The sequence below is a fragment of the Algibacter agarivorans genome (genome assembly GCF_039543245.1).
In the GTDB taxonomy this organism is placed as follows: domain Bacteria; phylum Bacteroidota; class Bacteroidia; order Flavobacteriales; family Flavobacteriaceae; genus Algibacter_G; species Algibacter_G agarivorans.
Genome location: NZ_BAABJJ010000030.1, coordinates 56,291 through 78,848 on the forward strand (window position 1 = coordinate 56,291; position 22,558 = coordinate 78,848).

At 33.9% G+C, this 22,558-nt stretch carries 19 protein-coding genes and 1 riboswitch; of the genes, 17 read left to right on the forward strand and 2 right to left on the reverse strand.

Annotated features, from left to right (window positions below):
• Positions 1-19: 19 nt before the first annotated feature.
• The 8 genes from proB (at position 20) to ABD935_RS10420 (ending at position 8,124) form a co-directional block, all read left to right on the forward strand.
• Positions 20-781, forward strand: a complete 762-nt coding sequence (gene proB, locus ABD935_RS10385) for a glutamate 5-kinase (protein ID WP_345191957.1) — start codon at positions 20-22, stop codon at positions 779-781.
• Positions 782-830: 49 nt separating this feature from the next.
• A complete protein-coding gene (locus ABD935_RS10390; protein ID WP_345191959.1) occupies positions 831-1,772 on the forward strand; it encodes an N-acetylornithine carbamoyltransferase in 942 nt (313 codons plus the stop codon).
• 45 nt (positions 1,773-1,817) lie between these two features.
• Positions 1,818-2,597, forward strand: a complete 780-nt coding sequence (argB, locus tag ABD935_RS10395) for an acetylglutamate kinase (RefSeq protein ID WP_345191961.1) — start codon at positions 1,818-1,820, stop codon at positions 2,595-2,597.
• A 1-nt stretch (position 2,598) separates the two neighbouring features.
• Entirely contained in the window at positions 2,599-3,669 is a 1,071-nt protein-coding gene (locus ABD935_RS10400; RefSeq protein ID WP_345191962.1) for a M20 family metallo-hydrolase, read from the forward strand.
• Between the two features lie 158 nt (positions 3,670-3,827).
• Positions 3,828-5,102 carry an argininosuccinate lyase gene (gene argH, locus ABD935_RS10405; protein WP_345191964.1) on the forward strand — a complete coding sequence of 425 codons (1,275 nt, stop codon included), beginning with the start codon at positions 3,828-3,830 and terminating at the stop codon, positions 5,100-5,102.
• A gap of 235 nt (positions 5,103-5,337) precedes the next feature.
• Positions 5,338-6,540 (forward strand): LamG domain-containing protein, encoded by a 1,203-nt coding sequence (locus tag ABD935_RS10410; protein WP_345191965.1) that lies wholly within the window; start codon positions 5,338-5,340, stop codon positions 6,538-6,540.
• 203 nt (positions 6,541-6,743) lie between these two features.
• Positions 6,744-7,361, forward strand: coding sequence for a GDSL-type esterase/lipase family protein (locus ABD935_RS10415; RefSeq protein WP_345191966.1), 618 nt, complete (start codon positions 6,744-6,746; stop codon positions 7,359-7,361).
• Positions 7,362-7,395: 34 nt separating this feature from the next.
• Complete coding sequence (locus ABD935_RS10420) at positions 7,396-8,124, forward strand: esterase family protein (protein ID WP_345191967.1); 729 nt, start codon at positions 7,396-7,398, stop codon at positions 8,122-8,124.
• A 160-nt stretch (positions 8,125-8,284) separates the two neighbouring features.
• Here the strand turns inward: ABD935_RS10420 and leuB are convergent, their stop codons facing one another.
• Together leuB and ABD935_RS10430 are read right to left on the reverse strand one after the other, a co-directional pair.
• Positions 8,285-9,403, reverse strand: a complete 1,119-nt coding sequence (leuB, locus tag ABD935_RS10425) for a 3-isopropylmalate dehydrogenase (RefSeq protein WP_345191968.1) — start codon at positions 9,401-9,403, stop codon at positions 8,285-8,287.
• A gap of 81 nt (positions 9,404-9,484) precedes the next feature.
• Positions 9,485-10,660 carry a 2-isopropylmalate synthase gene (locus ABD935_RS10430; protein ID WP_345191969.1) on the reverse strand — a complete coding sequence of 392 codons (1,176 nt, stop codon included), beginning with the start codon at positions 10,658-10,660 and terminating at the stop codon, positions 9,485-9,487.
• A gap of 148 nt (positions 10,661-10,808) precedes the next feature.
• Between ABD935_RS10430 and ABD935_RS10435 the strand changes: the two genes are divergently transcribed.
• The 9 genes from ABD935_RS10435 to ABD935_RS10475 all read left to right on the forward strand — a co-directional run bounded on the left by ABD935_RS10435 (position 10,809) and on the right by ABD935_RS10475 (position 22,552).
• Positions 10,809-12,359: a hypothetical protein gene (locus tag ABD935_RS10435; RefSeq protein ID WP_345191970.1), complete on the forward strand. Its 1,551-nt coding sequence runs from the start codon at positions 10,809-10,811 to the stop codon at positions 12,357-12,359.
• Positions 12,360-12,445: 86 nt separating this feature from the next.
• Positions 12,446-12,567, forward strand: a riboswitch (SAM riboswitch).
• A gap of 164 nt (positions 12,568-12,731) precedes the next feature.
• Positions 12,732-14,006 (forward strand): O-acetylhomoserine aminocarboxypropyltransferase/cysteine synthase family protein, encoded by a 1,275-nt coding sequence (locus tag ABD935_RS10440; RefSeq protein WP_345191971.1) that lies wholly within the window; start codon positions 12,732-12,734, stop codon positions 14,004-14,006.
• 23 nt (positions 14,007-14,029) lie between these two features.
• Positions 14,030-17,431, forward strand: coding sequence for a bifunctional aspartate kinase/homoserine dehydrogenase I (gene thrA, locus ABD935_RS10445; RefSeq protein WP_345191972.1), 3,402 nt, complete (start codon positions 14,030-14,032; stop codon positions 17,429-17,431).
• Between the two features lie 148 nt (positions 17,432-17,579).
• Entirely contained in the window at positions 17,580-18,746 is a 1,167-nt protein-coding gene (locus tag ABD935_RS10450; RefSeq protein ID WP_345191973.1) for a trans-sulfuration enzyme family protein, read from the forward strand.
• 13 nt (positions 18,747-18,759) lie between these two features.
• Positions 18,760-19,179 carry an RrF2 family transcriptional regulator gene (locus ABD935_RS10455; protein ID WP_345191975.1) on the forward strand — a complete coding sequence of 140 codons (420 nt, stop codon included), beginning with the start codon at positions 18,760-18,762 and terminating at the stop codon, positions 19,177-19,179.
• 161 nt (positions 19,180-19,340) lie between these two features.
• On the forward strand, positions 19,341-19,598 hold the full coding sequence (locus tag ABD935_RS10460; protein WP_345191977.1) for a DUF2061 domain-containing protein: 258 nt from the start codon (positions 19,341-19,343) through the stop codon (positions 19,596-19,598).
• Positions 19,599-19,608: 10 nt separating this feature from the next.
• The gene (locus ABD935_RS10465) at positions 19,609-20,229 is read left to right on the forward strand and encodes a phosphoadenosine phosphosulfate reductase domain-containing protein (protein ID WP_345191978.1); all 621 of its coding nucleotides are present in this window, start codon (positions 19,609-19,611) and stop codon (positions 20,227-20,229) included.
• A gap of 10 nt (positions 20,230-20,239) precedes the next feature.
• A complete protein-coding gene (cysD, locus tag ABD935_RS10470; protein ID WP_345191979.1) occupies positions 20,240-21,145 on the forward strand; it encodes a sulfate adenylyltransferase subunit CysD in 906 nt (301 codons plus the stop codon).
• A 159-nt stretch (positions 21,146-21,304) separates the two neighbouring features.
• A complete protein-coding gene (locus tag ABD935_RS10475; RefSeq protein WP_345191980.1) occupies positions 21,305-22,552 on the forward strand; it encodes a sulfate adenylyltransferase subunit 1 in 1,248 nt (415 codons plus the stop codon).
• The last annotated feature ends 6 nt before the right edge of the window (positions 22,553-22,558 follow it).

A 22,558-nucleotide genomic window follows, 5' to 3' on the forward strand; every position in this document is an offset into this window, starting at 1 on the left:
CTAGTGAAGTTTTATATAAATGAAGAAAAAACGCATATTATTAAAAATTGGGTCTAACACACTTACTAAAGAAACTGACAATATTTCTAGAGGTAAGATTGAGGATATTGCTAATCAAATAGCAAAACTTCAAGATACCTGTGAGTTTATTATTGTGAGTTCCGGTGCTATTGCTGTGGCAAAACAGTTTGTGAAATTGGAAAGTCAACGTAAAGAACTTTTTGTAAAACAAGCTTTAGCATCAATTGGGCAACCTCACCTCATTAGAATTTATCAAGAGATTTTTCGAGAATATGGATTATTAAGCTCGCAGTGTTTATTGTCTTATTCCGATTTTGAAAAGGAAGAAAGTAGAACCAATATCATGAATACCATTAAGGTGTTGGTAAACAATAATTACATCCCTATTATTAATGAAAATGATACGGTAGCTACCGATGAGATTCAATTTGGTGATAATGATAAATTAGCTGCTTTAACAGCATCTTTATTAGGGGTTGATTTGCTTGTTATAGCAACAAATACCAATGGTATTTATACAAAAGCATCTATTGATGATGATACGCCAAAGACTATTGAGGATGTGTTAAATTTTGATGAGTTAAGATTGCAAGTTGTTAGCTCCAAATCATCTCATGGTAGTGGCGGAATGGCTTCGAAGATTGAAGCGGCATCTTTGGCAAAAAGCGCAAATATAGAAACATGGATTGTAAACGGATTAGAAGATGATTTTATAATCAATGCTATGGAAAAGAAAGTACCGTTTACTAAAATAAAATAACCTGTAAGGTTTTAAAAACCTTGTTGGATTAGTAAAAAAATAATTAAGCATGAAACATTATACATCCATAAACGATATAGATAACATCAATACTTGGATTGAAGAAGCAAAACAATTAAAAGCTAATCCGCTTGAACATATTGTATTAGGGAAAAATAAAACCTTAGGGTTGTTGTTTTTTAATTCAAGTCTACGTACGCGTTTAAGTACACAAAAGGCAGCATTAAATTTGGGAATGAATCCTATTGTAATGAATGTGTCTGGTGATGCTTGGGGTATTGAGTTTGGAGACGGAACGGTTATGAATGGAAATACCGCAGAGCACATTAAAGAAGCTGCAGCAGTGGTATCTCAATATTGTGATATTATTGCGGTTAGAGCATTCCCTTCATTAACTGATAAAGCAAAAGATGAGAGCGAACAGGTTTTAAATTCATTTAAAAAATTCGCTTCTGTGCCTATTGTAAACATGGAGAGCGCTACAGGGCATCCATTACAAGGATTGACTGATGCGATTACTATTTCTGAACACGCTAAGGTTAAAAAACCAAAAGTAGTATTAAGTTGGGCGCCACATATAAAAGCGTTGCCACATGCAGTAGCCAATAGTTTTGTACAAGTCATGCAAAAAATGGATGTAGAATTCGTGATTACGAATCCTGAAGGCTATGATTTAAACTCTGAAATTACTGGAAATACACCAATTTTTCACGATCAAAAGGAAGCCTTTAAGGATGCCGATTTTGTATATACCAAAAATTGGAGTTCTTATGAAGACTATGGGAAAGTAATAAACACGGATCCAAATTGGATGATTACCAAAGACAAAATAGGAGATGCTAAATTCATGCACTGCTTACCTGTTAGAAGAAATGTAGTTGTTGAAGATGCGGTTTTAGATACAGATAGTTCGTTAGTTATAGAACAAGCTAATAACAGAACGTATGCAGCACAATTGGTGCTTAAAAAGATATTAGAAGATTTAAACTAATCTAAAAAGTTCCCTCTCCTTCGGAGAGGGCGGAGGGAGAGGGAAATGAAAGAAAAACTATCCATAGTAAAAATAGGCGGAAACATCATTGAGGATGAAGCGTCTTTAAGTGCGTTTCTAAAATTATTTTCTAATTTAGAAGGCAAGAAAATTTTGGTGCATGGCGGTGGAAAACGTGCAACTCATATCGCTTCCAAATTGGGTGTAGAATCTAAAATGATAAATGGCAGACGTATTACAGATGCTGAAACCTTAGAAGTCATTACTATGGTTTATGGTGGATTGGTTAATAAAAATGTAGTTGCAAAATTACAGGCTTTAAACACAAATGCTATTGGATTAACAGGTGCAGATATTAATAGTATTAAATCTGATAAACGGCCAGTTAAAGACATTGATTTCGGTTTTGTTGGTGATGTAAAAGAAGTGGCTCATAACTCAATTGATAAATTAATTCAAGCCGATTTTACACCTGTTTTTTGTGCCATAACTCATGATGGTAATGGGCAATTGTTAAACACGAATGCAGATACTATAACCTCTCAAGTAGCTGTTGGGATGAGCAAATTATACGAAACCTCTATCTATTATTGTTTCGAATTAAATGGTGTTTTAAGAGATATAAATGATAAGAATTCAGTGGTGAAACATATAGATTCAAAACTTTATAATGAACTACTGGAGCAAGGCATCATTGCAGATGGCATGCTTCCTAAATTAGAAAATTGTTTTGATGCATTGCGCCATGGCGTTAACAATATAAATATGGGAAACACGTCCATGTTGACCCAAGCTAACGATAATTTCACAACTATAACTTTATAATATGGTGATTCAAGATTTAACGAATGATGCGATATCGCTTTTAAAGAAGCTGATAGAAACACAATCTTTTTCTTCGGAAGAAGATGGTACGGCATCACATATTGAAGATTGGTTTACCCGATATAATATTGATTTTAAGAGAACAAAAAATAACGTTTGGGCAGTCAATAAATATTTTGATGATAGCAAACCAACGCTATTATTAAACTCACATCACGATACCGTAAAACCAAATTCAGCATATACCAAAGACCCTTTTAAAGCCATTGTGGAAGACGGGAAATTATTTGGTTTAGGGAGTAATGATGCTGGTGGTTGTTTGGTATCGCTAATAGCTACATTTACGTATTTTTATAATCAGGAAAACTTAAAATATAATTTAGTTGTTGTCGCTTCCGCGGAAGAAGAAAGCAGCGGACCAGATGGATTAAACAGTATGTTGTCTATCATTCCAAAAGTAGATGTTGCCATAGTTGGCGAGCCAACTTTGATGAATTTAGCAGTAGCCGAAAAAGGTTTGGTAGTGTTTGATGCCGTGATAGAAGGCACACCTAGTCATGCAGCACATCCAAACGATAATAACGCTATTTATAATAGTATTGAAGCCTTGCAATGGTTTCAAGATTTTAAGTTTAAAAAAGGCTCTAAGGCTTTGGGTGATGTTAAATTAACGGTAACTCAAATTAACGGGGGGTCACAGCATAATGTGGTGCCAGGTCATGTAGATTTGGTTATTGATGTTCGGGTAAATGATGCCTACAGTAATGCTGAAATTGCAAAAATTTTACAAAAAAAAGCACCAGTTACAAGTATTACACCACGTAGTTTACGTTTAAATTCATCATCAATTCCTGTGGAACATGATTTGGTAAAAGCCGGAATCGCTATGGGAAGAAGTACTTATGGGTCGCCAACATTATCAGACCAAGCGGTGTTGTCTTGTCCGAGTTTAAAATTAGGACCTGGAGATAGCACGCGTTCGCATTCAGCAAATGAATTTATTTATGTGAATGAAATTGAAGAAGGCATAAAAATTTATGTTGAATTGTTAAACAAAGTGATTGTGCAATAGTTTGTCATTCCTGCGAAGGCAGGAATCCACTAATAATAAATAGTAATAACTAAAAAATGAAAGTCGAGATTTCTGCTTTTGCAGAAATTTAATAAGATTCCCGCCAAAGTTTATCTTGAGCGATAGACGAATAGCGGAAACGAAAAAAAGTATAAAGCATGAAACTCTGGGACAAAGGCATATCAATCGATAAAAAAATAGAACAATTTACTGTTGGAAACGACCGAGAAATTGATATTCACATAGCAAAGTATGATGTTATAGCATCAAAAGCGCATGCTAAAATGCTACAAAAAATCGGGATTATTTCTGTTGAAGAATTAGTCGATTTGCTAAGAGGTTTAAAAACATTGGAAACGCAAATTGAAAACGGTACGTTTGTAATAGACGAACAGTTTGAAGATGTGCATTCTAAAATAGAGTTTGAACTGACTAAATCTTTGGGCGAGGTTGGAAAAAAAATCCATACGGCACGTTCTAGAAATGACCAAGTTTTGGTGGCTTGCCATTTATATTACAAAGACCATTTAGGGATTGTAAAAGACAAAACACAAACACTTTTTAATACACTTTTAGATTTAGCTGATAGATATAAAGATAAAGTATTGCCCGGTTATACGCACTTGCAAGTGGCGATGCCATCTTCTTTTGGGTTGTGGTTTTCTGCCTATGCAGAACTCATGATTGATGATGTATTTCTAATAGATGCTGCAATAAAAACCGTTGACCAAAATCCGTTAGGTTCTGCCGCAGGTTACGGAAGTTCGTTTCCTATTGATAGAGAATTAACAACTAAAGAAATGGACTTTGCTACGCTTAAATATAACGTTGTTGCCGCTCAAATGGGGCGTGGTAAAAACGAACGTACCATTGCTGCTGCTCTAGGTGGATTGAGTAATACTTTGGCTCGTTTTGCTATGGATGTCTGTTTATACATGAGTCAGAATTTTGGGTTTATTTCGTTTCCAGATGAATTGACAACAGGAAGTAGTATCATGCCTCATAAAAAGAACCCAGATGTGTTTGAACTCATTCGAGGGAAATGTAATAAAATACAGGCTTTACAAACAGAGATGATTTTAATAACCAATAATTTACCAAGTGGTTACCACAGAGATTTTCAATTGATAAAAGAAAATATGATTGCTGCTTTTGAAGAGATAAAAGATATTCTAGATATTTTCAATTACTCCATTCAGCAAATTATCGTTAAGGATGTCGATGTGAATAGCGATTTGTATAAATATTTATTTACCGTAGATAATATTAATACCCTTGTTGTAGAAGGGCTGAGTTTTAGAGAAGCGTATCAAAAAATTGGAGGACAAGTGCAAGATGGCACCTATGTTCCTGATACATCAAAACAGCATACACATGCTGGGAGTATTCATAATTTGTGTTTAGATAAGATTCGAGCTAAGTTTCCTGAGTAAGAATTTGTTTAAAACTTAATATGGATTCATTATGATAAGTTCTTAAATTATTTATTCTTGCACATATTATAACTAGAGGTACAAGTTATAGTTGCTTCATTGTTGAGTTTTAGTACAGTTGTTTTGAATAGTTTTAGTAAACTAAAACTATATCTTTATTGGCTAAATAGAATGCTGTTATTGGTATTTAAAAATAAAGCTTAAAAATTTTATGAAAAGAGAATGTTTATTATTGATGACTTGCATATTCGTGAGTCTCTTGTCGTGTGGGGGGAGTGATGATTCACCAAGTGAAGAAACTCCAATGCCTACTACTATTATTACTATATCTCCAGTGAAAACTACTGTTTTTTCAGAAATTACTACAGGGGGTAAAATTACCAAAGGAACAGACAACGCAACAATATCCGAAAAAGGTGTTTGTTGGAGCACAAGTTTAAATCCAAGTATTAATGATAATAAGTTGGTGTCAAATTCAAGTTCAAACGATTTTTTAATTACAATAGATGGATTGGTTGCAGACACTAGATATTATATAAGAGCTTATTTTATAGCTAGTAGTAAAACGGTATATGGTGATGAGCAAGAAATTACTACAGACAAACCTACAAGTCCTGTAGCTTTTCTGCCAAGTGCCGGAGCTAACAAAACTTGGACTATTCAAGCAAAATTTACAAATGAGTTTAATTACGAAGGAAAATCGACTTCTGAGTTTACTAATAATTGGGAAGACAAATTTTTTAATGGTTGGACTGGAGCTCGACCTACTTACTATTCAGCTAGTCAGTCAACCGTAACAGGTGGAGAAATGGTTTATAAAGCTACAATTGATAAAGTAAATGGAGAAGATGTGATAAGAACTGGCGTTGTTTCAAGTAAAGAAGCTGTGGGTTATCCAATGTATATGGAGGCTAGAGTTAAAATAAGTGAGTCTGTATTGGCCTCAGCTGTTTGGATGTTAAGTAGCGACTCAGCTCAAGAAATTGATAATTTAGAAGCTTACGGCGATAAAACGAATAATTATTTTTCACAACGCTTACATTTAAGTCATCATACATTCAAAAGAAGTGGAGGTAATATAATCGATGATTATCAGCCTTCTGGACAAGAAACTTATTATGCTGATGGTAAAGGTACAAAATGGGCAGACGATTATCATGATTATGGTGTACTTTGGTTAGACCCTTGGACATTAAAATATTATGTTGATGGAGAATTAGTACGTGAAACACCAACAAATCAAATAGATCCTCGAAATAATACTGATGGTACTGGTCTAAATAAAGATATGTATTTAATAATTAGTGCCGCTTCACAGCCTTGGAGAGAAAAAACGAATCCACCTCAAGTGGATGATTATTTCACAAATCCGTCGGTTTTAAGTGATTCTAGATCAACTATGCGCATAGATTATATACGTACATATAAACCTCAGTGAGTTTCGCGTTAGGTATTTCAATGAAAACTCGCTCCGTAAAGTCTCCTCTTTTCTTGAAAAGCCCCAAAAACTACGATAAAAGACAGGGGTTTAAGGCTTTGTCCTACATGTTAGATGGTTGAATGTTTATTTTATTTTTATTTCATCATTTTAGTTGTTTTAAAACTTTATATTTAGTCTTTAATTTTTAAAATATTTGAAACATGTTTTGGTTTCATGAGGATTTAGAGCGACTTGAAAATGAAATAAATGCATTGGAATTTAATCCAAAGTTAGTTTTTTATGGTAGTTCTACATTTACTTTGTGGAGTGAATTAACTACCGTTTATAAGGAGTTTAACTCTGTTAATTTAGGTTTTGGAGGCTCTACTTTAGCAGCATGTACCTGGTTTTTTGATCGTGTTTTTGAAAATATAAAAGAGGTAGATGCTATTGTTATTTATGCAGGCGATAATGACTTAGGAGAGGGGAGGCACCCAGAAGAAGTTGTTTTGTACTTAGAAAGCTTATTAGCTAAGATTAGATCAAAATATGGAAATGTAAAGTGTACATGTATTTCTATAAAACCAAGTATTTCTCGTAGGCACTTGTTGGAAAGTATTCATTATGCTAACAGCAAGATAAAAGAATTAATGTCTAAAGCCCCTAATTTTTATTATGTCAATATCTATGATGTGTTATTGGATGAAAAAGGAGAGCCTATTGCAAAATATTTTGAAGAAGATGGTTTGCATTTTAATGTTGAGGGTTACCGGTTATTGTTAGATATACTGAAAGTGCATCCTGAAATATTTCCTCAAAAAATAATTGAGAAAGTATAGTTGAAGAAAGCTGTTAAGACTAAATTGGGGTTTGATGAAAAGGGAGTATCATAAATGGTATAGCCATAATCTTGAAAGAGATATGGAACTTCTTATATTTGGCTACTCTGGTGCTAAAGTTCTGTTTTTTCCTCCACGAATGGGGCGGTTTTATGATTATGAAAACTGGAAAGTTATTGCTGCGCTTGAGCCAAAAATATCAAATGGCGATTTGCAGTTGTTTTGTGTGGATAGCATAGATTTAGAATCTTTTTATAATAGTTTTAAGCATCCAGGGTATCGTATTTATAGACATATTCAGTATGAAAAATATGTTCTTGAAGAAGTACTTCCGTTAGCTAATTTAATTAATCGAAACAAGAATATTATTTCGGCAGGGTGTAGTTTAGGTGCATATCATGCCGTAAATGTTGCTATGCGGCATCCACATTTATTTTGTAAGGTTGTTGGGATGAGTGGACGGTATGATCTTACAGAATCTAAAGGTTACTTTAATGATTTGTTAAGTGGTTTTCATAATGATTTTGTTTACTTTAATATGCCTAATCAGTTTTTAAAAAACATTGAAGACCCTGATTTGATTCAGAAATTAAATAAAATGGATATTATTTTAGCTATTGGAAAAGAAGATTCGTTTTTACAAAGTAATTATACTCTATCTAATATTTTAAATGAAAAAGGAATATCTCATCAGTTTTATGAATGGGATAAAGAAGCACATAAAGCTAGATATTGGAGGAAAATGGTAGGTCTATATTTTTAAATTAAAATAAAAAGGCCATTATTCACTAGAGCATAGACGCCCACTCCGTTAAGTCCTCCCGACTTTGAGGAACACAAGCTTTTTCAATTAAAAAAGCGCATCGGTTAAAATGCGCTTTTAAGAATCCCAATATTTTAATTTTGGTGACTAACTCAAATAATTAAATAATTGTGGACTGTCCTAAATGTATGTTTGTAAAGTTTAAGTTTGTTTCTTCTGGATTTTGTATAAAATCTTCTATAAAATCGCCCACTTTTGTCGTGCTAATGTTATCGTATTTAGTATTTAAATCGGGCGTTGTTATATGAAGTTTTAATGATTTATCAACACCTTCTCTAACAAGAGCGGCTTCATCATATAACCCAAAATAATCTAATAACATGCCTGCCGATAAAATAGATGCAATAGGGTTTGCAATGCCTTTGTTTGCTGCTTTGGTGTAAGCACCATGGATAGGTTCAAACATGGCATGCTTATCGCCAATTGATGCCGATGCTAATACCCCAATGGAGCCCACAATAACGCTAGCTTCTTCTGAAAGGATGTCACCAAACATGTTTTCGGTTAAAATAACATCAAACTGTCTTGGGTTAATAATAAGTTCCATGGCAGCATTGTCAATATACATATAGTTTAACCTAACATTTGGATATTGCGGTGCTATTTCTTGCACGACACGCCGCCAAAGACGAGAGCTTTCTAAAACATTAGCTTTGTCTACTAAAGTCAGCTTGCGCTTTCTAGATTGCGCTGCTTTAAACGCTAGATGAGCAATGCGTTCTATTTCAAACCGACTATATCTACAGGTGTCTGTGGCAGTATTGCCATCTTCGCTAAGATGTCTTTCTCCAAAATAAATACCACCTGTTAATTCTCTGTAAATAAGAATATTGGTGTCTTTAATTTGCTTTACTTTTAATGAAGATTTATTTAATAAATCTTCATAGGCAATTACGGGCCGTATGTTGGTGTATAATCCGAGTTCTTTGCGAATGCCTAAAAGCCCTTGTTCTGGACGTATTTTAGCATTAGGGTCGTTATCGTATTTTGTGTCTCCAATGGCTCCAAATAAAACGGCATCTGCTTTTTTACAGATGTTGATAGTTTCTTCCGGTAATGGGTTCCCCGTTTTATTAATGGCACTGGCACCAACTAATGCTTTCTTAAAAGTAAATATATGATTGAATTCCATAGCTATAGCTTTCAAAACCTTAACGGCTTGAGCGGTAACTTCTGGTCCTATGCCATCGCCAGGTAAAACGGCAATATTTAATTTCATTCAAATTGGTTTAATTTTCCTTAAAAGGAAAAAGGAATTATAAATTAAACGGATTAGGCTTAATTAATGAAATTTATTCGATTAAGAGGAAACAATTTCTTTGTATACCTTACTGTTCTCAATTATTTGGTGGATATCGTTATCATCAACTTCTTTTTTCTTATCGGCAAAATCTAAAAAGTTAGTATAAATTTCGTCTAATTGAAGTTTGGTTAATTCGTATCCCACATTTTTTGCTCTATATGCCAATGCGGCTCTACCGCTTCTTGCCGTTAATACAATAGCAGATTCTGTTACACCAACATCTTTTGGGTCTATAATTTCGTAAGTTTCACGATTTTTAATCACGCCATCTTGATGAATCCCAGAACTGTGTGCAAAGGCATTAGCTCCAACAATGGCTTTATTTGGTTGGGTGTAAATACCCATACTGTCAGAAACTAATTGGCTAATACCATAAAGCATTTCTGTTTGAATTCTAGTATCAAGATTTAAGTAAGGATGTTGTTTTAAAATCATAACCACTTCCTCTAAAGCCGTATTTCCTGCACGTTCTCCAATACCATTTATCGTACATTCTATTTGACGGGCGCCATTAATGACACCTTCAATAGAGTTTGCTGTAGCAAGCCCTAAATCGTTATGGCAGTGACAAGATAAAATAGCTTTGTCAATACCTTTTACGTTTTCTTTCAAGTACTTGATTTTTGCACCATATTCATGCGGAAGGCAGTAACCAGTTGTATCTGGAATGTTTAAAACAGTAGCTCCTGCTTTAATTACAGCTTCGCAGACTCGCGCTAAATATTCGTTATCGGTTCTGCCGGCATCCTCGGCATAAAACTCCACATCTTCAACAAAAGATTTTGCATAACTTACCGCTTTAACAGCACGTTCTATAATGGCTTCTTGAGTCGATTTGAATTTGAATTTTATATGAGAATCAGACGTTCCAATACCTGTATGGATTCTTGGTGTCTTAGCATATTTTAATGCTTCGGCAGCTACTTTTATATCATTTTCTACAGAACGGGTTAACCCGCAAACTGTTGCATGTTTTACAATTTTAGAAATGGCTTCAACCGATTTAAAATCACCGGGGCTTGATACTGGGAAGCCAGCTTCAATAATATCCACGCCTAAATTATCAAGCTGTTCAGCAATAATTAATTTCTGTTCAGTATTTAGCTTACAGCCAGGGACTTGCTCGCCATCTCTTAGCGTGGTATCAAAAATTTGGACTTTATTATCAGACATTTATTGAAATATATTTTCGTATTGTTACACGAATGTATATTTTGGTTTCTTAAATAGAGAATTCAACATATTGTTTTTACGATGTTTAACTTCGTAATTACTTAATTAAATAACTGACAATAAGATAGTTAATGCTATTTTTACACCTATGACAAGAGAGCAAAAAGATAATTTGTTTGTTTTGATAAAGTCGTTGTCTAAATCTGAAAAAAGACAATTTAAGCTTTATGTAGGAAGATTGGGGGTAAATGAAGACTCAAAATTCTTGATGCTTTTTAATATTCTTGATAAACTTTCAGTTTATGACGAAGCTATTATTCTGAAGAAAGGTATAGTAAAAAAACAGCAATTATCTAACCTGAAAGCACATTTATATAAGCAGATATTAATTAGTTTACGATTAAACCCTTCGCACCAAGATATCAGAATTCAGATACGTGAGCAGTTAGATTTTGCAACCATTCTATATCATAAAGGGCTTTATAAACAAAGTTTAAAAATTTTAGATAAAGCAAAAAATTTAGCTATTTCGCATGAAGAAAAAAATGTGGCTTACGAGATTGTTGAACTTGAGAAAGTAATTGAATCTCAGTATATTACACGAAGTCTTAGTAACAGGGCCGACGAACTTTCTATTCAAGCTAAAGAGTTAAGTCAGCATAATGTATTGGCTAGTAAACTTTCCAATTTGTCGCTTCAATTATATGGGCAGTTTTTAAAAACGGGTTATGTGAAAAATAAATCTGAAACAAAACGTATTACCCAGTATTTCAATGATAGACTTCCTAAATATGATATTAATGATTTAGGATTCAGAGAAAAATTATGGCTTTATAAAGCACATTTGTGGTATAGCTTTTTAACACAAGATTTTTTGGCTTGCTACAAATATGCTTCTAAGTGGGTAGATTTGTTTTATAAAAACAAAGACATGATTGTTTTAAATCCAGTCTTTTTTTTAAGAGGAAATCATTATTTGTTAGAAGCGTTATTTTATTTAAAGCAGTATGAAAAGTTTAAGGAAGCCTTATTTAAATTTGAAGAAATAACCAAAGAAAAATGGTTCCCTTTTGATGATAATATTGATGGATTAGCCTTCTTGTATATTTACAATAACAAGTTTAATTTACATTTTATTGAAGGTAGTTTTGATGAAGGTTTACCTTTGATTGATGAGGTCTTAGAGCGTTTAAAGAATTATAAAGACCGTATAGACGAGCATCATATTATGGTGTTTTACTACAAGATAGCCAGTATGTATTTTGGTGCAGGCGAAAACAAAAAATGTATTTATTTTTTAGAAAAAATAATCAGCAACAAATCATTACAAATGCGCGAAGATTTGTTGTGTTTTTCTAGAATATTGAACCTTGTAGCGCATTATGAGGCTGGGTTAGATTATAACTTGGATGTTTTAATTAGAAGTACCTATAAGTTTTTGATTAAAATGGAGGACTTATATGAAGTGCAAAAGGAATTCATTAAATTTTTAAGAGGGTTGGGTGATATTTATCCTCACGAAGTAAAAGGTGAATTTATAAAACTTCATAAGAAATTGAAGGAGTTTGAAGATGACCCTTACCAAAGTCGTGCTTTCTTATATTTAGATATTATTTCTTGGTTAGAGTCCAAAATCCAGAATAAACCTATTGGATTGATTATTAGAAAAAAGTTTCAAGATAATATAGCGCGAAAATAAGTTTTTCTGAAATTTTCATCAAAAAATTTGGATATTAACTTTTTCTGAACGAATATTTGCATCACAAAGTTCAAACACGTATTGAAATGTTATCAAGAAAGGCGGAGGGATTAGACCCGTTGAAGCCTTAGCAACCCTTTACTTGTAAAGAAGGTGCTAAATTCTACTTAAACTACTAAATGTATTTAGTGTTTTAGATAGATAACCCAACGAAATTGCTGTATGTAGTTTCTAAAATCTTTTTAACATTTTTCTATAAAGTACGCTTCGAAAGGAGTGATTTATTATTAACCAACAGCCTTTTTTATCTCTCCTTTGGTGAGGTCGGAAATATTGAATATATTTCCAAATAAGGTCTAAAAAATTAGAAAAATGAGTGATCAAAAATTAGCAACAAACGCATTACATGCAGGGCATGACGTAACAGCAAATGGTGGAGCAAGGGCAGTGCCTATTTATCAAACAACATCTTATGTGTTTAATAACTCAGACCATGCAGCAAACCTGTTTTCTTTACAAGAATTAGGGTTTATTTATACAAGATTAAATAATCCAACCAATCAAATTTTACAAGATCGTCTTGCGGCCGTAGAAGGTGGTATAGGAGCCGTGGTATTTGCTTCAGGAACGGCAGCAATATCAACTGGATTACTAACTTTATTAAAATCGGGAGATCACATTGTCGCTTCAAGTAGTTTGTACGGAGGTACTTATAATTTGTTGAGTGTAACTTTACCAAGATTTGGCATTACAACAACATTTGTAGATGCTTCAAACCCTGATAATTTCAAGGATGCGGTGCAAGATAATACTAGAGCGTTCTTTGTAGAATCTTTAGGGAATCCTAAACTAGACGTTTTAGATTTAGAAGCGATTGCTGAACATTCCAAAGCAGCAGAAGTGCCTTTTATTGTTGATAATACAGTAGCAACTCCAGTATTATTAAACCCAATTAAGCATGGCGCAAACATTGTAATACACTCATTAACCAAATATATTGGCGGACAAGGAACATCTCTTGGTGGTGCTATTATAGACGCAGGAACGTTTAACTGGGCAAACGGAAAATTTCCTGAATTTACTGAGCCATCAGCAGGGTATCACGGATTAAAATATCATGAAGTTTTAGGAGCGGCATCTTATACTTTTAAATTGATTTTAGAAGGATTAAGAGATTTTGGTGGCGCTATAAGTCCAACAAACGCATTTAATATCATTCAAGGTTTAGAAACGTTGCCAGTTAGAATCAAGCAACATAGTGAAAATGCATTAGAAATAGCTAAATGGTTAGAAGCGCAAGACGAAATAGCTTGGGTAAACTATCCTGGTTTAGAAAGTAGTAAATACAAAGCTTTAGCGGATAAGTATTTACCTAAAGGACAAAGTGGTATCGTAACTTTTGGTCATAAAGGTGGTTTTGATGCGGCTAAAAAAATAGCTGATAATACCAAGTTGTTTTCGTTGTTGGCAAATATTGGTGATACAAAATCTCTAATTATCCACCCCGGAAGTACAACGCATCAGCAGTTGGACGAAGCAGAACAAGAATCGGCAGGTGTATCTGGTGATTTAATTCGTTTGTCTGTTGGTATTGAAGATATTGACGATTTAAAAGCAGATTTAAAAGCGGCTTTTGAAACGATATAATTAAATATAAACAAAAACAACAATTGAAGCATCCATTGCAACATATTAACATTGAATATTTTACTACACAAAGTAAAGTGTCTGTCCCTGAAATTAAGTTAAGCTATCAGGTTTTTGGTAAATCGCTAGGAAGTGCGCCTATTGTTTTGGTAAACCATGCTCTTACAGGTAATAGTAATGTTGCAGGAAAAGATGGTTGGTGGGAAGATTTGGTAGGCAACAACAAAGTAATTGATACTAAGCTTTATACTGTTTTAGCTTTCAATATCCCAGGTAATGGTTTTGATGGATTTGTAATTGATAACTACAAAGATTTTGTTGCTAGAGATATTGCCAATTTGTTTTTAATTGGTTTAAAAGCCTTAAAAATAGAAAAGTTATTTGCTGCTATTGGAGGCTCATTAGGTGGAGGCATTGCATGGGAAATGGCCGTTTTAAAACCAGATTTTACAGCCCATTTAATAGTGGTTGCAACCGACTGGAAATCTACCGATTGGTTGATTGCCAATTGTCAAATTCAAGAGCAGTTTTTATTAAATTCTAAGCATCCAGTACATGATGCCAGAATGCACGCTATGTTATGTTACAGAACACCAGAATCTTTTAAAGAGCGTTTTCAGCGTTCTAAAAATGAGGATTTAGAGATTTTTAATGTGGAAAGTTGGTTGCTGCATCACGGTAAAAAGTTGCAAGAACGTTTTCAGTTGTCGGCTTACAAATTGATGAATCAGCTTTTAAAAACCATTGATGTAACAAAAAATCGAAAAGCAGATTTAAATGTTCTAGAAAATATTGAAGCTAATATTCATATTGTAGGTGTCGATTCTGATTTGTTTTTTACTGCGGAAGAAAACAGGCAGACACATAAACAATTAGCGGTAACACATGCGAATGTAACTTACAACGAAATTAATTCGGTACATGGGCATGACGCATTTTTAATGGAGTACGAGCAGTTGGAAAAAATTATAGAAGGCATTTTTGTGCCAGATTCTAAAAAGAGAAAAATGAAAGTATTAAAGTTTGGAGGGAAGTCTTTAGCCAATGGAGAAGGGTTGAATAAAGTGATTTCAATCATTGAAAATAAAGTGCAGGCAGGCGAGAAAATTACAGTAGTAGTTTCAGCACGCGGTAATGCAACTGATGAACTTGATGCTATTTTAAACATGTCTCATAAAGGGGTGGATTATAAGGCGCAGTTAGAAGCCTTTAAAGATTATCAAAGAGAGCCGCTTAAAACGATTGATTTTTCAGAAGAATTTTCAATTTTAGATAAGCTGTTTGAAGGGGTTAGTTTATTACGTGATTACAGTAAGAAAACCAAAGATGAAATTTTGGCGCAAGGCGAATTATTGTCTGTTAAAATGGTTTCAGAATTACTGAATCAAAAGCAAATTAAAGCGCAAGCTACGGATGCTAGGCAACTCATTAAAACCGATGGCGTATTTGGTAATGCACAACCTATTTCGCAAGTTTCTAAAGACAATATCAAACAATATTTCAAACAGAATAATAGTGATACCATAAATGTCGTTACAGGTTTTATTGCATCAAATTCTAATAATGAAACAACAACGTTAGGTAGAAATGGAAGCAATTATACGGCTGCATTGTTGGCTAATTATTTAGATGCGGAAGAGTTGCAAAATTATACGCATGTTAGCGGTATTTATACCGCAAACCCAGATTTGGTTGAGGATGCGCAAAAAATTAGAGAATTATCATTTAGCGAAGCTAATGAATTAGCCAATTTTGGAACCACCGTTTTACACGCAAAAACCATTATCCCTTTAGTAGAAAAAAACATTAACCTTCGTATTTTAAATACCTTTAATTCAGATGATGAAGGCACATTAATTACGGCAAAACCAAGTTCAAAAGAAGTGACCTCGTTATCCGTTTTAGATAATGTAGCGTTATTGAATTTAGAAGGGCGAGGGTTATTAGGAAAAATAGGTGTAGACGCAAGAATTTTTAGAGCACTAAGCGACCATGGAATAAGTGTAAGCATTATTTCCCAAGGCTCATCAGAGCGAGGTATAGGATTAATTATTGATGCCGATCAAGCAACTCAAGCGGTTATTGCTTTAGAGCGTGAGTTTGAAAGTGATTTTTACTCGCAGGACGTTAATAAAATTGCAGTGGTTGATGATGTTGCAGTCATATCGATTATTGGTATTGAATTGAGTTCATTTCATAAACCATTTAATGCGCTTATAAAAAATCAAATAACGCCGTTGTTGTTCAATAATACAGTAACAGGTAGAAACGTGAGTTTAGTAGTTAAAAAGAGTCAGCTTCATAAAGCAATGAATGTGATTCATGGCGAGGTTTTTGGAATTTCCAAAAAAATAAACATCGCTATTTTTGGTCACGGCGGTGTTGGTAGCGCTTTGATTAATCAAATTTTAAAATCGAAAAACGATATTGAAAAACGAAAAGGGGTTAATCTTAATGTATTCGCCATAGCCAATTCTAAACAATTGCTTTTAAGCAAAAAAGGAGCGGGTACAAATTGGGAAGATGCTATAAAAACAGCTTCAAAGGAAAGTTCAATTGAAGATGTTATTGCTTTCGCGAAAGCGCATCATTTAGAAAATTTAATTGCCGTTGATAATACAGCGAGTTCAAGTTTCTATCAAAACTATGTGCCGTTAGTTGAAGCAGGATTTGATTTAGTGTCGTCAAACAAAGTAGCCAATACCGTGTCGCATGATTTTTATAAAGAGTTGCGCGTTCAATTAAAAGAAAATAATAAGCAATATTTGTATGAAACAACGGTTGGTGCAGGGTTACCATTAATCGATACCATTAAATTATTGCACGAGTCTGGTGAGAATATCACAAGAATCCGTGGGGTGTTTTCAGGTACGTTGAGTTATTTGTTCAATAGTTTTTCAATTGAAAATAAACCGTTTAGCGACATTATTCAAGAAACTATTGATAAAGGGTTTACAGAACCAGATCCAAGAGAGGATTTTTCAGGAAATGATGTGGCAAGAAAGCTGTTAATTCTTGCTAGAGAGTTAGATTTGCAAAATGAATTTGAAGATGTTTCAGTTCAAAATTTAATTCCTGAAGCCTATCAAAATATTTCTGTGGATGAGTTCTTAAAACAGTTATATGTTTTAGATAACCAATATCAGAAAATAAAAGATGACCAAAAAGAGGGACATGTTTTAAGATATGTAGGAGATTTATCGGGTGATTTATCACAAGACAAAGGGAATTTAGAAGTTAAATTAGTATCCATTCCAGAAGATAGTACCTTAGGACATGTAAAAGGTTCTGATGCTATTTTCGAAATATTTACAGAAAGTTATGGCGAACAGCCAATAGTAATCCAAGGCGCAGGCGCAGGAGCAGAAGTGACAGCACGTGGTGTTTTTGGTGATATTTTGAGGTTGTCTAAGCATATCAATTAAATTTTCATTCCCGAGAAGGCGGGAATCTGTAATATTTCTGAATGTTATATCTCCTGTAAGGTTTCAAAAACCTTTTAGGTATAGTAGAAAAAACAAACTATTAAGACCTACAAGGTTTTCAAAACCTCACAGGTCAAATCACATAAAGATGAGCAAAAAACAATTCGAAACAGAAGCCATTCGTACCCAATTAGAACGTACTGAATCTTTAGAACATACAAGCCCATTATACTTAACGTCAAGTTTTGTGTTTGAAGATGCTGAAGATATGCGTGCGTCGTTCACAGAAGAAAAAGAACGTAATATTTATAGCCGTTTCACAAACCCTAATACCACAGAGTTTGTAGATAAGGTTTGTAAAATGGAAGGTGCAGAGGCTGGATATGCTTTTGCAACGGGGATGTCTGCTATTTTTTCAACCTTTGCAGCTTTATTAGAAAGTGGAGATCATATAGTTTCAGCACGTTCCGTATTTGGTTCAACACATACTATGTTTACTAAGTATTTACCAAAATGGAATATTGAGACTAGTTATTTCAATATTAATGAACCGGAAACTATTGAAAGTTTCATCACTCCAAAAACAAAAATATTATATGCAGAATCGCCAACAAACCCAGCGATTGATATTATAGATTTAGAGTTGTTAGGAGATATTGCCAAAAAGTATAACTTAATTTTAATCATTGATAACTGTTTTGCAACACCATATTTGCAACAACCTATAAAGTATGGTGCGCATTTGGTCATTCATTCTGCAACTAAATTAATGGATGGTCAGGGTCGTGTTTTAGGCGGTGTAACCGTTGGTAATGCCGATTTAATTCGTGAAATTTATTTATTTGCTAGGAATACAGGGCCTGCATTATCACCATTTAATGCATGGACCTTATCAAAAAGTTTAGAAACACTTGCTGTTAGAGTAGACAGGCATTGCGAGAATGCATTAAAAGTAGCTGAATTTTTAGAAAATCACCCAAAAGTGAATTGGGTAAAATACCCGTTTTTAAAATCGCATCCACAATATGAAGTTGCTAAAAAGCAAATGAAACTTGGAGGTAATATTGTTGCTTTTGAGGTTAAAGGTGGTATTGAGTCAGGGCGAAGTTTTTTAAATGCCATAAAAATGTGTTCGTTATCTGCAAATTTAGGAGATACTAGAACTATTGTAACACATCCGGCATCAACAACACACCATAGTTTAGGAGAAGAAAGCAGACTAGCAGTTAATATTACAGATGGTTTGGTTAGAGTTTCTGTTGGTTTGGAGCATGTAGATGATGTTATCCAGGATTTGAAGCAAGCTTTAAATTAAGTATATTCGCAATATGCTATCCAAAAAAACAAAATACGGACTAAAAGCACTCACTTATATTGCAAGAAGCGAAGGCGATATGCCTGTTCAAGTTGCTGTAATAGCTAAGAGTGAACAAATTCCTCAGAAGTTTTTAGAGAGCATTCTTCTAACCTTAAGGAAATCTGGAATTTTAGGTTCAAAAAAAGGAAAGCATGGCGGTTATTATTTACGACATGAACCTTCAGAAATTAAAATGACCGATGTGATGCGTGTTTTGGAAGGCCCCATTGCCATGGTGCCTTGTGTTAGTTTAAATTATTATGAGAAATGTGACGATTGCCCAGATGAGCATCTGTGTAGTGTCAATAAACTCATGTTGCAAGTTCGTGATAGTACACTTAAAGTGTTTAGAAATACGACTTTAGCAGATTTATCTAGTACTAACGAATAAAGAATTCCCAAAATATTTCCAATTTTAAAATAATTTTCTGCACTTAATCCTTAAAATATTTCATTATTCTAAAAAATGGTTAATACTATTTGTAGTGTAAAAAAAAGTGTTATTTTTGCATTCCCTACTAAATTGATAGGGTTAATATAATTCAACGACAAATGATTGGACAAATGTTATTAAAAGGAAAAGAGAAAACAACATATAAAGAAGATAGTACGAAGGAAAAACCGCTAAGAAGTGTAGTGAAATCACTTAGTTGGAGAACTATCGGTACGCTTGATACAATATTGATTTCTTGGTTAATAACAGGGAAATTAGATTTAGCATTTTCAATTGGTGGTATTGAATTAGTTACCAAAATGGTATTATACTTTTTCCATGAAAGAGTTTGGAATTCTATTAAATGGGGAAAATAAATAGATAAAAATGTTTACAGAAAATCAAATAAAGGAATTAAACGAAGCATTAAAAGAGGCTTCACCTGCTGACATTATAAAAAAAGCATTCGAGCTTAATAATAAAGCAGTTGTTACTACCAACTTCAGACCTTATGAAGCAGCTATTTTGCATGCAGTTAATAAAGTAGAAGCTAACATTCCTGTAGTTTGGTGTGATACAGGTTACAATACGCCGCAAACATACAAGCATGCAGAGCAAGTTATAAAAGATTTAAACTTAAATGTGTCTTTGTATGTGCCAAAACAAACAGCATCTCATAGAGATGTGGTTATGGGAATTCCAAGTATAGATGCTCCTGAACATGCTTTATTTACAGAACAAGTAAAGTTGGAGCCTTTCAAACGCGCTATGGATGAGCACAATCCAAGCGTATGGTTTACAAACTTGCGTCAAGGGCAAACCGCATTCAGAAATAGCATCGGAATTTTTAGTGTAAGTAAAGCTGGTGTTTTAAAAGTGAGTCCATTCTACTATTGGTCTGATGAAAAATTAGATACGTATTTAGAAGAGAATAACTTACCAAACGAGTTTAAATATTTCGATCCAACAAAAGCATTAGAAAATAGAGAGTGTGGTTTACACGCTTAAAAATAAGATTATGAAGAAAGACACATCAAATATCAATTCATTAGAAAACGAAGCGATATACATCATGAGAGAAGTAGCAGCACAGTTTGAAAAACCAGTGTTGTTGTTTTCAGGAGGAAAAGATTCTATTACTTTGGTTAGATTAGCTGTTAAAGCATTCTATCCAGCAAAAGTGCCATTTCCTTTAATGCATATTGATACAGGGCATAACTTCCCAGAAACGATTGAATTTAGAGACCGTTTATGTAAAGAATTAGGTTTGGAATTAATCGTTAGAAACGTACAAGACTCTATTGATGAAGGTAAAGTTAAGGAAGAGTCTGGACGCTATGCAAGTAGAAATATGTTGCAAACCACAACACTTTTAGATGCTTTAGAAGAGTTTAAGTTTGATGCTGCAATTGGTGGCGCTCGTCGTGATGAAGAAAAAGCAAGAGCAAAAGAGCGTATTTTTTCTGTTCGTGATGATTTTGGTCAATGGGATGAAAAAAACCAGCGTCCAGAATTGTTTGATATGTTGAATGGTGATATAGACCATGGTCAAAATGTTCGTGTATTCCCCATTTCAAACTGGACAGAATTAGATGTTTGGTCTTATATAGAAAAAGAGAATATTGAAATTCCATCAATTTATTTCGCGCATAAACGTAAAGTCTTTTTAAGAGATGGCATGATTTGGTCTGCTGAAGATGAAGTGGTTTATAGAGATGATAACGAAGAAGTCTTAGAAAAAATGGTGCGTTTTAGAACCGTAGGCGATATGAGTTGTACGGCAGCAGTATTATCAGACGCCGTATCTATTTCTAAAGTAGTAGAAGAGATTAGAGATTCAACTATTTCAGAGCGTGGTGCACGTATAGACGATAAACGTTCAGAAGCTGCGATGGAGAAACGTAAACAACAAGGATATTTCTAAGCCCCCCTAGCCCCCAAAAGGGGGAACTAGCAAGTTTGCGGAAACTAAATTCTGCGAGGTTTTAAAAACTTTGTAGGTATGATAAGAAAAAGAGTAAAACAATTTTAAAATATAACCCGTAAAGAACTCCCTCTCCTTTGGAGAGGGTTGGGGAGAGGAATGGAAGTATTAAAAATAGCAACAGCAGGAAGTGTAGATGATGGGAAAAGTACGTTGATAGGGCGTATTCTTTACGATACAAAATCATTAACTACAGATAAGTTAGAAGCGATAGAAAAAACAAGTAAGCAACGTGGTTATGATTATTTGGATTTTTCATTAGCAACAGATGGTTTGGTTGCTGAAAGAGAACAAGGAATTACCATTGATGTCGCTCATATCTATTTTTCAACTAAAAAGAAAAGTTACATTATAGCTGATACTCCAGGTCACGTAGAATATACACGTAACATGGTTACGGGAGCGTCAACTTCTCAAGCATCTATCATTTTAATTGATGCTAGAAAAGGTGTGATTGAGCAAACCAATCGTCACTTCTTCATCAATAATTTATTGAGGATTAAAGATGTTGTGGTTGCCATTAACAAAATGGACTTGGTTGATTATTCAGAAGAAGTTTATAACAAAATTAAAGCTGATTTTTCTGAATTGATGAGCAAAAGAGATTATCAAGACCAAAAAATCACATTCATTCCAGTTAGTGCTTTAAAAGGTGATAACGTTGTTAATAAAACGGATAAGATGTCTTGGTATAAAGGTGAAGCTTTATTAGAACATTTAGAGCAATTGGATAAAGCTGATATTTTTAATGCGGGTACACCACGTTTTCCAGTTCAGTATGTTATTCGTCCAAAAACTGAAGATTTTCATGATTATAGAGGCTATGCAGGAAAAGTGTATGGTGGCGATTTAAGTGTAGGAGATGATATTATTGTATTACCATCAAAAACAAGATCAAAAATTAAGGATATTTATTTCTATGATGAAAAGTATGAAACGGCTTCAAGACGTTCATCGGTAACCATTACTTTAGAAAACGATATTAATGTAAGTCGTGGCGATATGATTGTTAAAGAAAACGATTTGCCAACTATAGATAAACAATTTACTGCTAATGTGTGTTGGATGGATTCAGATCAATTAACTGCTGGAGGAAAGTACATCGTGCAGCATGGTATTAATAAAGTATTGGCAAAAGTAGATAGAATTAATCATAAAATTAATCCAGATTATTCAGGTTTTGAAAAGGACGTAACTGGTTTAAAAATCAATGATATTGCTTCAGTAACATTCAAGTTAAATAAACCTATTTTTTACGATCAGTTTAAAAATCATAGAACAAATGGTTCTTTCATTTTGATTGATCCACAATCAAATAATACGGTTGGAGCAGGTTTTATTCAATAAAAAGAA

Coding starts and splice junctions, on each gene's coding strand:
- ABD935_RS10415 (WP_345191966.1), top strand. CDS start 6,744: ATGTTTTGGTTTCATGAGGATTTAGAGCGACTTGAAAATGAAATAAAT.
- ABD935_RS10430 (WP_345191969.1), bottom strand. CDS start 10,660: ATGTCTGATAATAAAGTCCAAATTTTTGATACCACGCTAAGAGATGGC.
- proB (WP_345191957.1), top strand. CDS start 20: ATGAAGAAAAAACGCATATTATTAAAAATTGGGTCTAACACACTTACT.
- ABD935_RS10390 (WP_345191959.1), top strand. CDS start 831: ATGAAACATTATACATCCATAAACGATATAGATAACATCAATACTTGG.
- ABD935_RS10450 (WP_345191973.1), top strand. CDS start 17,580: ATGAGCAAAAAACAATTCGAAACAGAAGCCATTCGTACCCAATTAGAA.
- ABD935_RS10460 (WP_345191977.1), top strand. CDS start 19,341: ATGATTGGACAAATGTTATTAAAAGGAAAAGAGAAAACAACATATAAA.
- argH (WP_345191964.1), top strand. CDS start 3,828: ATGAAACTCTGGGACAAAGGCATATCAATCGATAAAAAAATAGAACAA.
- ABD935_RS10455 (WP_345191975.1), top strand. CDS start 18,760: ATGCTATCCAAAAAAACAAAATACGGACTAAAAGCACTCACTTATATT.
- leuB (WP_345191968.1), bottom strand. CDS start 9,403: ATGAAATTAAATATTGCCGTTTTACCTGGCGATGGCATAGGACCAGAA.
- cysD (WP_345191979.1), top strand. CDS start 20,240: ATGAAGAAAGACACATCAAATATCAATTCATTAGAAAACGAAGCGATA.
- ABD935_RS10465 (WP_345191978.1), top strand. CDS start 19,609: ATGTTTACAGAAAATCAAATAAAGGAATTAAACGAAGCATTAAAAGAG.
- ABD935_RS10400 (WP_345191962.1), top strand. CDS start 2,599: ATGGTGATTCAAGATTTAACGAATGATGCGATATCGCTTTTAAAGAAG.
- argB (WP_345191961.1), top strand. CDS start 1,818: ATGAAAGAAAAACTATCCATAGTAAAAATAGGCGGAAACATCATTGAG.
- ABD935_RS10420 (WP_345191967.1), top strand. CDS start 7,396: ATGAAAAGGGAGTATCATAAATGGTATAGCCATAATCTTGAAAGAGAT.
- ABD935_RS10435 (WP_345191970.1), top strand. CDS start 10,809: ATGACAAGAGAGCAAAAAGATAATTTGTTTGTTTTGATAAAGTCGTTG.
- ABD935_RS10475 (WP_345191980.1), top strand. CDS start 21,305: ATGGAAGTATTAAAAATAGCAACAGCAGGAAGTGTAGATGATGGGAAA.
- ABD935_RS10440 (WP_345191971.1), top strand. CDS start 12,732: ATGAGTGATCAAAAATTAGCAACAAACGCATTACATGCAGGGCATGAC.
- ABD935_RS10410 (WP_345191965.1), top strand. CDS start 5,338: ATGACTTGCATATTCGTGAGTCTCTTGTCGTGTGGGGGGAGTGATGAT.